Origin of the sequence: Paenibacillus antibioticophila (assembly GCF_000455265.1) — a bacterium.
In the GTDB taxonomy this organism is placed as follows: Bacteria; Bacillota; Bacilli; order Paenibacillales; family Paenibacillaceae; genus Fontibacillus; species Fontibacillus antibioticophila.
Genome location: NZ_HG005139.1, coordinates 1,773,151 through 1,786,768, shown reverse-complemented (window position 1 = coordinate 1,786,768; position 13,618 = coordinate 1,773,151). Strand labels below are relative to the sequence as shown.

Below are 13,618 nucleotides of genomic sequence, written 5' to 3'. Positions count from 1 at the left end.
TAAAGCCTGGCAGTTGTTTAGACCATCATTTTCTGTAAAGCTTTCACATAACGCGATCTCGCAATGACAAAGTAGACGGTCTGGGCGGCCAAATAAGCCAGCGCCACTGTAAAAGTAGCCTTATAGACATAGACATGTGAGATCCTCATATAGCCCATTACAGACTTCAAAACCACAAGCGCTTGTATCGTGGATACCGGAATCGGTATAAAAAAGATACAAGCAATTTGCTTCGTAGCCGCCGCGCTCATCTCACTGCTGCTCAGTCCGATCTTGGAAAGTGCATGGTACGTTCGGCTGTCGGCGGATAGCTCCGTATAAAGCTTAAAATACAAAAAGCTTGCCGTCGAAATCGAGAATATTAATGTGATAAAAACCCCAATAAAGCTGAGCACCGAGGTCGTATCTTTCGTGCTCCAATACTTGGAGGAACGAACCGTCAAAAAGTTTGCACAATTGGGACAACCTTCGACACTGCCCCGGGTCTTGTCCATTTGCTTCTGATTCCATGTGTACAGCTTTGTACCGATCTCGGATTGCTCATCTTGCCGCGAGGGAAGCTGTGCCCAGGAAGGTACAGAATAGAAATACGTTGGTCTGCTATGTAAATCAGCCGATAATTGGTTAAAAAAAGCATCCTCAACAATGAGCATAACCCCTGCATCACTAACGCCTCCCAGCTGGGGCATACTGATTTCCTGTACAATCGTAATGCTGGACTCGGTTCCCTCAAACTTTAATGGCCTGGGCAAACGTTTTGCGTCCGGATAAACCGCCACAGCCGCTTGCTTCGGCAGATTCTCCAGCGGCGGTAACTCCAGCAAAATCGCCAGCTCATTAAACTGACTTACCCGAACAAACTCTACATCGCTGCCAGTTGTTGGGTCGTGAGCGTAATTCTGCAGCCCCGCGAGAATAGAGTCTATCCGAAATCGCTCAAAAGCGATGCCTGATTCCTGCATTAATTTCTCAATAGTCGCCAGTTCTTCATCGATATGCTTTGGCTGAAATACGTTATACGTGAGAGCAAATTTATTATTCATAAACTGCTGCTTGTTGTCTTGATCAACGGCCAGTACAAAACCTGCGCTTATGCTAGCGATTGAAGTAACAACCGTCACCAGAAACAGCATTCTGGCATGATCCTTCAGCTTATAGCTGATCTCGGAAATCCACAGCAAATTAGTGCCGCGCCATACACGTTTTCGATTTCGTTTGAGCAAACGAATGAGGAGAACTGACAGCTGGGAGTAAAAGAGGTGCGTGCCGAAAATGCCGGAAAAAGCGGCGATCATCAGGACTTTCGGAGATAGAGTGTCCTTGCTAAGGACCACAAAACCAATACTCAGCAAAACCACGCCCAATACGGAAAGCCAAATCGAAGCTTTCGGCTCCCGCTTCGGCCTGCTGCTGCCCTTCAAAAGCTCCAGCACCCGGTTTTTGCGAATAAACAGCAGCGTAAATAGTGATATCGCCATAAATAAAGCAACAAAGCAGCCCGCTGTCAGCACCATTGCCTTCACCGGCCAATAAAAGGCCAGCTCATTCAAATCGATCATTTTTGTACTGAACAGCAAGAACAGCTTGGACAACAGCAGCCCGCCGGCGATTCCGGTGACAATGGATACTGTGCCGATGATCATATTTTCCAAAAAAATCAGGCCATTAATTTGTCCCGGCCGTGCGCCCAGCATCATTAAAATCCCAAACTCCTTATTGCGGGACTTCAAAAAAGCGCTGATTGAATAGAGCACAAAAAAGATCGCAAATATAAACACCGCGTACGCGGCAACCTGCATGCAGATTAACGTCATTTTGCCCATCGGCGCCCGCTGAATTTCAGGATGATAGATGAAAACGGCATACGTAAAAAAAATCATCACCATAAATGCGCTGCTTAATAAATATGCCGTGTAAGCACGGCCGTTGCGTCTGACATTATTAAACGCGAACTGAGGAAAAGTCATTCATATTCCCTCCCCAGAAAGACAAAGTATCGATGATTTTCTGAAAAAAGGCTTGCCGGTTGTTGCCTCGGTGAATTTCCGCAGCCAAACGCCCGTCTTTAATAAAAATAATCCGACGGCAGTAGCTGGCTGCGACCGGATCATGAGTGACCAACATCAGCGTAGTGCCCTGCTGTTCATTGATGTCGGCCAGCGATTCCATGACAACCTTCGAAGAGGTTGAATCCAACGCTCCTGTGGGCTCGTCCGCGAGCAGCAGCGATGGGGCCGCGATCGCCGCCCTGGCTATGGCAGTCCGCTGGCGCTGCCCTCCGGATATTTCATACGTCCGTTTGTTTAATATCGATGTAATGTTCAAACGCTCGGCGATTTGCCCCAGCCTCTCTTCCATCTCCGACAGTCGATAATTGTCCAGTGTCAGCGGAAGAACAATATTCTCTGCAACAGTAAGGGTGTCCATCAGGTTAAAATCCTGAAATACAAAGCCAAGCTGCCGGCGACGAAATAATGCCAGCTCCTTTGTTCTCAGCTGAAAAGGATTGCTGCCGTTAATGAGCACCTCCCCGGAGCTAGGCTCATCAATCGTGGAAACCATGTGAAGCAGTGTTGTTTTTCCGCTGCCTGACGGCCCCATAATACCTACAAACTCCCCTTGCTCGATAGTTAGATGGATATCCGTTAAAGCATGTGTCACAACTTTTCCCGGGTATACTTTATTAAGTGCCTTCACTTGCAAAATACTCATACTTCTCATTCCTTTCAAGAAAAGGTTCATTGGTCCCTACTCTATTAATCTACCTTATCGGAGGAATAGGAACTATCGATTTACCTTAACTACAGCTTACATCACCGTTAAGCTTATGTTCGCCTTACGTTCGGTGATTAGCCGAAAAATCATTTGTATTCCACTCATCAGACAGAAAAGAAGTGCAGGAGCAATCAAGGCTTCCGCACTTCTTTACCTGCCTAAACTATGTACGATGCTTAAACAGCAGAGTTACCCTTGTACCGGATCCCGGCTCTGATTGCAGCATAACCTCGTGTCCGAGCAGCCCGCACACCTCTTTAACCAAATACAAGCCCATTCCGGTAGATTCCTGATATTGTCTCCCATGTTCCCCTGTATAGTAAGGATGAAACACGCGGTTCAAATCCTCTCTTTCAATCCCGATACCTTGATCCTGTACGGTCAGTTTACAGCAATCGCCCTGCTCCTCCGCTGAAATTGAAATCTGCTTATCTGTCCCGACGGTGTATTTCAAAGCATTAACCACAATTTGATCCAACGAAAATCGCAGCCATTTCGCATCAGTGTATACCTTCAAACCCTTTCTGATTTGGAGTGATGGAGTAATTCCCTTGCTGATAAACAGTCTGCGGTTGCCGGCTACAACCTGATTGACGATCTGAAGCAGTTCCACAGGTTGAACTGAGAAATCATGCTCGAACCGGTCGAGCCTGGCGGTATACAAAACCATCTCCAGCCCTTTGCTCAACCGATCCAGTTCCTCCTGAATGCTGTCGGCTGCCGGCTCCTCCAGTTCCTGCAGAAGCAGTTGGATAACGGAAATCGGCGTTTTCATCTGATGCACCCAACGGTTCATGAATGCGAGGTGCTGCTCGTTTCCGCTTTGTTGTTGTCGGAGCTGGTCCCTGAAATGCCTGTCATAGCTGCGAAGCAGCTCATGAACCGCATTGGACAGCGGCGCCTCATCCATCGGCTGGAGCAGCTCTTCCTCCGCGGCAAGCGGTTCTTCCAAGCGTAGATACAGCTTCCGGTGCTGGCAATAGCGAAAAATCATGTATAATACAAGCACAACTGTACTTAAAAGGACACCGTATAAGACGATCGCAAACGGCCGTCCCTCCCCGGTAAGCCAATAAAGGGCAGGGACCAATGCAACTTGAACCGAATAGAACAGCATCAGGGGCACATGTTCCTTCCAAAACAGCTTCATTGCAGGTCTTCCCGCCTTAATGCAAGCTTGTAGCCTACTCCTCGGACCGTTTCAACCCGATCCTCCGAGCCAAGCTCCTTCAATTTTTTGCGCAGCCTTGTAATGTACACATTTAAGGTATTGTCATCGATAAAATGATGATCCTCCCACATCAGATCGAGCAGCTTCTCCCTGCTCACTGCTCTGCCCTCCTTCAGCATAAGCGCCTCCAGTAACTGGCTTTCTTTCACAGTCAGCTCGGTTACGTGGCCCGCATAGCTTACGATGTAGCGCTCGGGATACAGAATCAGCTCGCCGGACTCCAGCTTCCTCTCTTCCTGGCTTGAAGCGTAGGCTCCGTACGCTCTGCGCAACTGACTTTTTATTTTGGCCATGATAACCTCATAATGGAACGGCTTGGTTATGTAATCATCCGCTCCGTTCTCAAGCGCCATGACTTGATCCATCTGACTGTCCCGAGCAGATATAAAAAGAATCGGGCAATTCGAATGTGTGCGGATTTGCCGGCACCAGTAGAAGCCGTCATACTTGGGCAGGTTTATATCGAGCAGCACCAGATCCGCTCTGCAGTCCTGAAACTCCTCCAGTACATCATTGAAATCGACCGCCTCCCTTGCTTCAAATCCATATTTGGACATGTACGAGTGCAGCAGGTTGGAGATTTTGCTATCATCCTCGACGATAAATATTTTGTGCATCAGTCCAGCTCCTTTTGATTCAAGTAGAAAGAGCTTCGCCCTTCTTTAGATTTTCGGCACTTTAATCGCGGACATAGCATTTCGCTTCTGCTCATCATTGATATGCGTGTAGATCATCGTCGTCTCAATGGATGCATGGCCCATCAGTTCCTTGACGACACGGATATCTACATTGTTATTCAGTAGCAGTGTAGCGAAGGAATGACGTAATTTATGGCAGGACAGCTTCATGTCCGTCAAATGCGGGTGATCCAGCTTATAGGCCTCAAACACCTGTGCCGCAATCTTCTGAATCTGGCGGATGGACAGTCTTCTCCCCTTTTGGGATACGAAAAAGGCTTCTTCTTTGGCGCTAAAAGGAGAAATTCGCTCCTCAGCGGCTCGCATCAGCACCTCCGTTACCATCGCCGGCAGCGGAATCTCATTCCACTTTCTTCCCTTGCCAAGCACCTCAAGAGCTCCCCTCTCCTTTTTGAAATGAGAGATATTCATCCGATGAACCTCTCCCACCCGCAGCCCGCAATAGCCCATAAGCAGAAAAATGGCCAGATTCCGTTCAAGAAACCGCCCGCCCACATAGTGCAGCACCTTTTGCAGATCCTGCTCCTCGAGATAGACCGGATTCTTATTCCTCTCTGTCTTCGATTTCTTTACCTCCATAGCCGGGTTCCGTGTGGCCAGCTCAAAATCAATCAAGGAAGCATAGAACGAACGGATTGCAGACAACGTCCGGTTGCGTGTCCGATCCCCCGCCTTCTCTTGCTTCGACACGAGAAAGCTGACCACATTCAGCTTGCCCGCTTGCTGTACAGGCGCTTCATCTAATGAACTCAAATAATCATAGACCTCTCTCAAATACTCTTTCCGTGTGGCCTCCGTGTAACCGGATTGCTTCATCCATACCTGGAAGGCCTGGATCGGCTCGGCATACATGTCTTCGATGTCATACTTGGTGTTCACAATGCTATCCCTCGCTTTAAAATCAAAAGTGCGCAAAATACGTGTTTGGCGTATTTATTATAGCACAGTCGTATGGTCCTTCCAGATAAGAACTTCATCAGACCTCTTAGTAGGATGGTTAATTAACATCACAAGAACTTGCACCCTTTGCCGTAATTTGTCCTTTTCCCTCTTAGATTTCCTCCGTCATCGTTTTAACAAAAAATAAAAACCCGTTAAAATAATCATCGACGGGTTTTAAAAAATTCAATTTAAAGTCCGTTACTCTCCAGTAAACACTTTTATTCATCGATTCGGCAATCAGCTAATATTTCTGGTTTAAAGCGCATGCTATCGTCATCAGTTATAGGGCGAATGACCTTACACGGAACTCCAGCGGCAAAGGAATTCGCTGGAATATCACGAGTTACCACGCTACCAGCACCAATCACACAACCGTCACCAATAGTAACCCCGCCACAAACCGTTACATTGGTGGCTAGCCAGACATTGTTACCAATGGTTACTGGCTTTGCGTAACACAAAGGCTTTGTCTCTCCTTTTTGGTTGATCATCTGTTTTCGCTCCGAAGCGATAAATGGATGGATTGGTGTAGCAATGGTTACATTGGGACCAAAAAGGGTATTATTTCCAATGCTGACTTTAGCGTCATCCTGAACAGTTAAGTTATAGTTAGCGAAAAAATGATCACCGATTTCGGTGTGTGTTCCATAATGAAAAAATATAGGTCCTTGCATATAACAACTCTTCCCCACACGTCCTAGCAATTGCTCGAGTATACGATTACGTTCTTCCTCCTGACCCTCGTACGTATTGCTATAATTTTGACTTAGATTGTGAGCATTTCGTTTTATCACTTTTAAATCAGGGTTTGATGGAGCAAATAACTTACCTTGGAAAATACGTTCTTCCTCTTTCATATTTGTCAAATCCTCTCTTTTAGCAGCCCTGATATCAATGATCAAATCTATTATAACGTACATAAGATTTTCCATTTTGATAAATACAAAAACCATACTTAATATACACCTAATTACAATATTACTGGCCGACTCTGATATTTTTAACTGTTCTCTGTTCTAGTGAAAAATGTGAATAGATTCTATTTCCGCCTCTGCCGGTCGGAGATTGAGAAAGAAAACCTACCTTGACTTTATCCTCGACAGGAAGATTAAAGAATCTAGTCATAAAAAACTGTTTACCATCTAAAGAGTAGTGAAAAGCGAATGACTGTCCTGACCGTGAAATTTGTAGCCACACGGAATCACCCTCAATATTGTTACCGTTAGCATCATCGGAAGTTTGATTTGTGACCACACTGACAACAGCGTGTGTATTGAAATCTGTAAGTTCAAAACATAGTTTCCCCCAAACTTCTAGGTCTTTCATCACCATTAGGCAAGCGGCATCATAAACATCCTTGAAATCAAGTTGCACTTTTGCTCGCATTACAAAATCCCCGTTAACTTCCTTATAGAAAAACGGAGCATTTGAGAGACTTTCTGGTGTAATACCTTCCTCTGAAACGGCTCCATTATTACAAAAAATATCTGTTTTCTCTGGAGCGAACATAATCATTTTGTCATCTTCAAATGTTATATGAGATTCGTTTAACCAGCAAAAATTTTCAAAATCTTGATTTCTCATCGTAGCGTTCCCCCTGTAATTTAAAAGTAAGTCATCTTGCAACTGTTCTATACTTCAGATAGTATTATATCATCATTAAAATGTCGTTCAAGTTACTTTATTCCCATGAAATAACACTATTTTCCCAATAAGGATGATTCCAATGAGAATTGATACTATGCCATTAGATAATACATTCTTTGAAAAGATTCAACATGGTCAGCTTGATTTCCCGATTCAATACTATGTAGATGAGTTACATAAATTCCTTAATTATAGAGTGCCTCTACACTGGCACTTTGAGCTGGAATTCTTTGTTGCGCGCGGAGGGACAGTACTGGTTCAAGTGGGGCACCACCGTATTGAATTAGAAGCCAACGATGGCATCTTCATCAGTAGTAATACATTGCACTCCTTTGAACAAAAAAATGAATATGATGTTTGTGAATGCCCTACCATCGTATTTTCTGCTGAGTTGATTGCTCCACATAGCAGCGTCCTATATAAAAAATATGTCATGCCAATTCTTGGCGATAAGAATCTGCCCTATGTGGTTTTACGTGCTCAAGAAACTTGGCATAATGAAATTCTGAGAAAGCTAGAAAATATCTTTGCTCTGCTTCAGCGATATGGCGCTGAGAGTAGCTACGGTTCATTTCCTGTTCTAGATTTTAATATAGATGCATTCTCAGATGTTGGCTTCGAAATGCAGGTACAATGCCTTCTCAATCAGATATGGTTGTCATTTGTTCAACATCGAAATCAACTTCCCTCCGTTACTACTGATAAACAAGAATTACAATATCAAGTGAGACTTCAGAACATGATTTCATTCATTCAAAAAAACTACATGAACCCTGTGACACTCGAAGACATTTCGAACTCGTCTAATATTAGTAAGAGTGAGGCGTCCCGATGCTTTCAATCTTATATGAAATGTTCACCAGTAGAATATTTATTGCGATACCGGATTGAAGCTGCCCAACGTCTTTTACATGGTACTACTCGTTCTATCCAAGAAATCTGTTCGGAGTGTGGTTTTAATTCCCCGAGTTATTTTATTAGAATGTTTAGAAAAAAAGTCGGAGTAACACCTGGAGAGTACAGGAAGGAAAATTCAATTTAGTTTATCGCTCCACTGTGTATCCAATGGAGATACTCATTACATCTTTGTACTCCTAGTAGTCGATGAAATCATATGCTTTTACAGCAGGGCGAACGTCAGTGGCAGGTTCACCGAATTTTGAAGGCGTTGCTGATGGAGGCGAACGGTCATTAGGCACAAAGGAGCGGCGGAATAATGCCGCTCCTTTTGCTTCTCTATTCCCCTGGCCACGTCGTCATTAATTAATTGATACATAAACGTGTCTCGCTGGAACTGATCCGCGAAGAGAGCAACTATATAGCAGATAGAGACATATCATACTCTGATGCCTGTTTATTTATTCCCCAGTAGGATCGGTATGAAGATCTTGGTCGGGACTCGTAAAGTCCCAGCGAGTAAAGGTAACCTCAAATCCCTCTCGAGTTGGAGAGGTGGTATAAGGGCCTGCCTGATTCCCTATTGGGTAGGGAAAACGTGCTACACGTATGGTACGCCAAGCATGGTGCTGTGTCCGTGCGCGGATAATCACGGCATCCTTAATAATTGAAGCGCGAAGAGTAACTTCTTCTCCAAACCACTCCGGTACGGCAGCAAGCGACCAGTCAGAGTAACCATCGGTTACAACTGCGGAAAGCTGAGGAATACCGTCATTGACTTCAACCCCGGTTTTAATCCATTGCCCGGGGCCATGATATAACAAAATCCCTGCCTGATCATACAATTCTGTGAATGACGAGAGTAGAAAGGATACTTCCACGGCTGTATTGTTATCCCAATTCGCCAACAAAGCGGAGCCATCTTCATATTCGAAGCCATATAAGGTTTTTTTCCAGAAGTCTCTTCCCTTCTCAGGCATAACCTTATAGAAATCCCCTTCTTTTTGGGCGGATTGCGGCTTATTCAGCCATTTCCCTGCACTCCAGTCCATTTTCTTAATGATCATTTTTTTGTCCTCCTTAGTGAAATAAAATGCTGATTATGCTTAGATTAATTCCCCACGCTTTTTTAAATACCGATACAAAATGCAGCTACAAACGGAACATAAAAGAGCGCATAAGGGCAACTCACCGCTCAGTTCAGTAGCGGGCTGCCCCAGCCGTAGATAGCCCCAGGCTTATCCTTTCGGTCTCAATCGTTCAATTGCAGGAGAGGCAACTGCACATAGCGCAATCAGAATGCTAGCGCCAAAAATCGCCGCGCTGATCCCACTTAAGTTGATAGCCCAACCTCCTAACGAAGCACCTGCTGCGATTCCGCAGTTGCATGCGGAAACATTCAACGTACCCGCCAGTGCTTTTCCTTCGTTTGCAGCCTTCATAACCCGGGCCTGGCTAAGCGGGAATAGCGCCGTATGTGCAATGCCCCATACCGCCAGAGCAGCTATGAACATCGCAGGTTGTCCGACGAACAGAATTGCACCTGCCGCGCCAACAGCCATCAGTAGGCAGAACAAGACGTTAGCCATGACGGCGTAACGGTCAACAAGCCGGCCAGCCAGATAGTTGCCGTATAGACCGACTGTACCAAAACCCATCAGCCACCAGCCTACATGCGCTGGCGCGATACCAGCAGATCCTTCCAGCATGTCGGCGAGGTAGGTGTAAGCACCGTACATCGCTGTGAGTATTGCAACTGTAAGGACGAGGTTGGCAATAAAGTAGCGATTCGAAAGAGATTTGATCTGGCTTTTCAGGCTTGTCTGCTCGACAGCAGGGAGTTTTGGCATCCCTTTTGCCAAAAGCACGGCCACCACAATCGAAATCACAGCCAGAAACCAGAAAGCTCCTCGCCAACCTACGGCGTCACCAAGTACGGTGCCCAAAGGAATGCCAAACAGCAATCCACCCGTTAAACCCAAATAGAGTTTGGAAATCGCCTTGCCGGCATCCTTTTTTGGTACAAGCATAGCAGCAGCTTCACTACCGACTCCCCAGAAGACTGGAAGTAGAGTCGCAGGGATAATTCTTACAATCATAATCGTCCAGAAGCCCGGAGCTAACGCGACGGCTACATTACTGATAGCAAATACCACCAATATCCATGCAAATAACGCACGCCGCTCCACCCGGGCGAATAATGCGGTCATAATGGGGCCGGCGAAAATAATAATGAGTGCAAACGAAGTCACCAGCTGACCAGCGACCGGTATCGAGATATTGAGGTCTCTTGCCATATTCGGCATAAGACCAATGACAATAAACTCGGTTGTAAAGATTACAAATGCAGCCAGCGATAGGATGAAAATCGATAGGTTTGCGCTTTTTGCTCTGTCCTTAGCACTAATGGTGTTCATAAAACTTCACCTTCCAGAATAATGTTTTCTTCTCTGCTGTACTTGATCCTCACATCTATAAATCGAATTTATATTCATGACTCAAAGTAATATAGATATATATGTTTTCGTTGTAGCTTTACATTTGATTATGCGACTTCCATTGTTTCAACTGGATTTATGGAAGTTGCCCATAGCAAGTATCCACGTAATATGATGTACTAACAACTATACAAAGCTAGCTTGAAAAAAAATGATCATTAAAAAGAGCATGAAGATAAATCCATATAAAGCACGATCAACCTCCACGCTCATCAAATAAATAAAACGAAGACGGGTAAAGCAATGAGTTACATGCCTCGTATTGCTTTTACCTCCAACACCTTCAATATATCCTAAATCAATTGTCTAAACTTCATTTCTCTTCCTCTCAATAAAAGAACTGTTCATCTAAAAAGCTCCGTGAGTTCAATTAAAGCAAAGAATTAATGAACTATTTCATTTTCGTTCTGAACCCATGAAAAGACGACTTCATTCCGGAAGTCCCGTGCAAAAGAGACTGCTAGAAACAGTGAAAGTAATTACGGACTTCTTTAACCCATCTTTGTAATGTTTAACTTTCCAATCCTTCACAGTTTTCTAGGACTCCTAATTTGTTGATTCCTGACTTTGTAATAGTTCAGGGAATAAAAAATGTATAACATGCATGGTTAAACGTCGGGGCTTTCCTTTGTGTGGAAAAACATGCATATACATTGATGGATTAAAGTTTGCTTCAATTATTCCATAAGCATTTTTATTAGTTGCAGGAACTTCTGTATTTTCAATAATCAAATCAATTCCGCAGATCTTGACACCAAGTGCGGATACCGCATCCACTGCAATTTTTTTATAATCCTCAGGTATTTGATCGGTCACATCAATCGAGTCTCCACCTGTACTTATGTTAGAGTTTTCACGTAAATAGATCATTTCACCATTTGAGGGGATTGAATCCATTCGATATCCTTGTCCTTTAAGCATCAGGCTCTCCAATTCACCTAATTGTAAACTTTCTAAAGGCGTCCTATGATCTCTTCCCCTAAGAGGGTCACGATTCTTTTGAATGACTAACTCTTGAATTGTATGGTTGCCATCACCTTTAATATTCGCCGGAATTCGTAATAAAACAGCATACACTTTATCCTCTAAAACAAAAAATCGATATTCTGTTCCTTTAATAAATTCTTCTATTAGTATAGAGGAGTCCTCTTTAAATGCCAGTGTAATGGCTTTTTGATAATCTTCATAATTTGCGCCTTCTTTGAAGATCGATATCCCTAATCCATAGTTTGTTGTTTTCGGCTTCACTACAAAAGATTTGGAAGTAAATAAATCATAGGAACGTAAAGCCTGTTCGATTGTCTGGAATTCTTCACCTTTCGGCACGTGGAATCCATGTTGTTGAAGTATCTTCTTTGTTACTGTTTTATTTTCCATAATTAATGCTGATACATAGCTATCTTTACTTGTCATATTCCCATTTTTCACATATTCAACATGATCTTTTAATTGGAGTTTCAAAAATTGATCCTGTCGATCCAAAACTTCTACTTCGATTCCTTGTTGGATCGCATCAAACATTAAAATCTGAGTGGACAACTCCATGTCGGTAAATCCTGATAATTGATATGGCTTCTCCCATGATTTTTTATAATTTTCTTTAGCTATATAAGTAGCCACTTCGCTTTGGCTGCTTTTTTCACTCTCTTTATATATCTTTCCAGCCAAAGTCTTACTTGGGTCCATTAACATTTCTCTGAGATGAACAAATAACGTATCCGATATTGTCAAATTTAAGATTTCTACTAAATGTTCCATCTCATCAATTATATTTTTAGCTTCTGCTTCAAATTGGGTAGGCTCCAATGGATGCTCAAGAGCCACTTTATCATTGTTAACACCACCCATTTTTACCCATTCATCACAATTTCCCCCTTCATCTTTCCATAGCAAATAGATTAAGAAAAGATGGAGAAATTCTGCTTGTTCGTAGCTAATTCCATACGTTTCAAAAGGATTTAAATCGATATTACGCAATTCGATATAACGAATACCACGTGTTTCTAATTCAGACGCATTACGCCCACCTCTTAAACGGACAGGTGAATAAAATTCTTTTTCTGCAGATAGTAGTCCTTTTTTAACCATCGAAGAAAGATCTGTTAGATAGTTCTGTATACTGCTATATGATACTTGAACATCATCGGAATTAGTGTAACCATACTTACTACTTCGAATGCTTCTTACAGCTTCATTCAACAAATCCTCTTCAAAAAAATTCTTTTCACTAATAGGAGAAGCTCCATAAAAATAAGTGACTATCCATCGATAATGTAAATAGTTTCTTGACGCTTTTAGGTAAATCTCTGTTTTAAAATGTCTATAATCATTAATCTCCGATTGTGCATTAAATAATGCTTGAATGAACTCATCGCCAAATTCAAAGTTAAAATGAACACCACAAATCATTTGCTTACGACGGCCGTACGAATTGGTTAATGATTGGCGATAACGAATATTTTCAATATTTTTCAATTTTGCAATCACTATATTTTCTTCTTTTTCTGGTAACTGTGGCGGCATGCTTAATGGCCAAAGCATCTCATTTTTACCCATAGAACGATAAGCAACGTCATGGATTGCTGCTAAGTAATTAAAAAGTTCCTCTAATGTGTCAGTAACAGGTGTGATTATTTCCATCTGTAATTCTGAAAAATCCCGCTGAATATACGGATGCTCATCTCGCAGCGAAATACTTTTAGGGTGATCTGTTTTAACTAAATTTCCAGATAAGTCAACTCGTTTACTCTCTTTTTCAACTCCAAAACGCGCTTTTAATACATATGGCTTAACTCGGTCATCGACTAACATTTTCTTAAAATCCATAGGTAGCCCCCCCATTGAAGAATTTCTCATCTTTTTAGATGAAAATATTCACATTCACTTGCAATTGCAATGTGGATATCGGATATATTTATTTCAATTCCTAA

12 protein-coding genes are annotated in these 13,618 nt (G+C 43.1%); 1 reads left to right on the top strand and 11 read right to left on the bottom strand.

Annotated elements, in window-relative coordinates; genetic code table 11:
- Positions 1–17: 17 nt before the first annotated feature.
- From TX85_RS08160 to TX85_RS08130, 7 genes are all read right to left on the bottom strand, one after another.
- Complete coding sequence (locus TX85_RS08160) at positions 18–1,967, bottom strand: FtsX-like permease family protein (RefSeq protein WP_044478605.1); 1,950 nt, start codon at positions 1,965–1,967, stop codon at positions 18–20.
- Positions 1,942–2,712 carry an ABC transporter ATP-binding protein gene (locus tag TX85_RS08155; protein WP_044478604.1) on the bottom strand — a complete coding sequence of 257 codons (771 nt, stop codon included), beginning with the start codon at positions 2,710–2,712 and terminating at the stop codon, positions 1,942–1,944. Before TX85_RS08155 ends, TX85_RS08160 begins: the two co-directional genes overlap by 26 nt.
- A gap of 226 nt (positions 2,713–2,938) precedes the next feature.
- Positions 2,939–3,925 (bottom strand): sensor histidine kinase, encoded by a 987-nt coding sequence (locus TX85_RS08150; protein WP_044478603.1) that lies wholly within the window; start codon positions 3,923–3,925, stop codon positions 2,939–2,941.
- Entirely contained in the window at positions 3,922–4,623 is a 702-nt protein-coding gene (locus TX85_RS08145; protein ID WP_044478602.1) for a response regulator transcription factor, read from the bottom strand. Before TX85_RS08145 ends, TX85_RS08150 begins: the two co-directional genes overlap by 4 nt.
- 45 nt (positions 4,624–4,668) lie before the next feature.
- The gene (locus tag TX85_RS08140; RefSeq protein ID WP_081671675.1) at positions 4,669–5,583 is read right to left on the bottom strand and encodes a tyrosine-type recombinase/integrase; all 915 of its coding nucleotides are present in this window, start codon (positions 5,581–5,583) and stop codon (positions 4,669–4,671) included.
- A 281-nt stretch (positions 5,584–5,864) separates the two neighbouring features.
- The gene (locus tag TX85_RS08135; RefSeq protein ID WP_233500652.1) at positions 5,865–6,599 is read right to left on the bottom strand and encodes a sugar O-acetyltransferase; all 735 of its coding nucleotides are present in this window, start codon (positions 6,597–6,599) and stop codon (positions 5,865–5,867) included.
- Positions 6,600–6,624: 25 nt separating this feature from the next.
- Positions 6,625–7,230, bottom strand: a complete 606-nt coding sequence (locus TX85_RS08130) for a DUF1349 domain-containing protein (protein ID WP_044478601.1) — start codon at positions 7,228–7,230, stop codon at positions 6,625–6,627.
- 142 nt (positions 7,231–7,372) lie between these two features.
- Between TX85_RS08130 and TX85_RS08125 the strand changes: the two genes are divergently transcribed.
- Positions 7,373–8,335: an AraC family transcriptional regulator gene (locus TX85_RS08125; protein ID WP_044478599.1), complete on the top strand. Its 963-nt coding sequence runs from the start codon at positions 7,373–7,375 to the stop codon at positions 8,333–8,335.
- Between the two features lie 316 nt (positions 8,336–8,651).
- Here TX85_RS08125 and TX85_RS08120 read toward each other — a convergent pair whose 3' ends face one another.
- From TX85_RS08120 to gshAB, 4 genes are all read right to left on the bottom strand, one after another.
- On the bottom strand, positions 8,652–9,257 hold the full coding sequence (locus TX85_RS08120; protein ID WP_044478598.1) for a DUF1349 domain-containing protein: 606 nt from the start codon (positions 9,255–9,257) through the stop codon (positions 8,652–8,654).
- 171 nt (positions 9,258–9,428) lie between these two features.
- Positions 9,429–10,607 (bottom strand): MFS transporter, encoded by a 1,179-nt coding sequence (locus TX85_RS08115; RefSeq protein ID WP_044478597.1) that lies wholly within the window; start codon positions 10,605–10,607, stop codon positions 9,429–9,431.
- A gap of 207 nt (positions 10,608–10,814) precedes the next feature.
- Positions 10,815–10,976 carry a PTS transporter subunit EIIB gene (locus TX85_RS28170; protein WP_392391834.1) on the bottom strand — a complete coding sequence of 54 codons (162 nt, stop codon included), beginning with the start codon at positions 10,974–10,976 and terminating at the stop codon, positions 10,815–10,817.
- Positions 10,977–11,234: 258 nt separating this feature from the next.
- Entirely contained in the window at positions 11,235–13,514 is a 2,280-nt protein-coding gene (gene gshAB, locus TX85_RS08110; RefSeq protein ID WP_044478595.1) for a bifunctional glutamate--cysteine ligase GshA/glutathione synthetase GshB, read from the bottom strand.
- Positions 13,515–13,618: the final 104 nt, after the last annotated feature.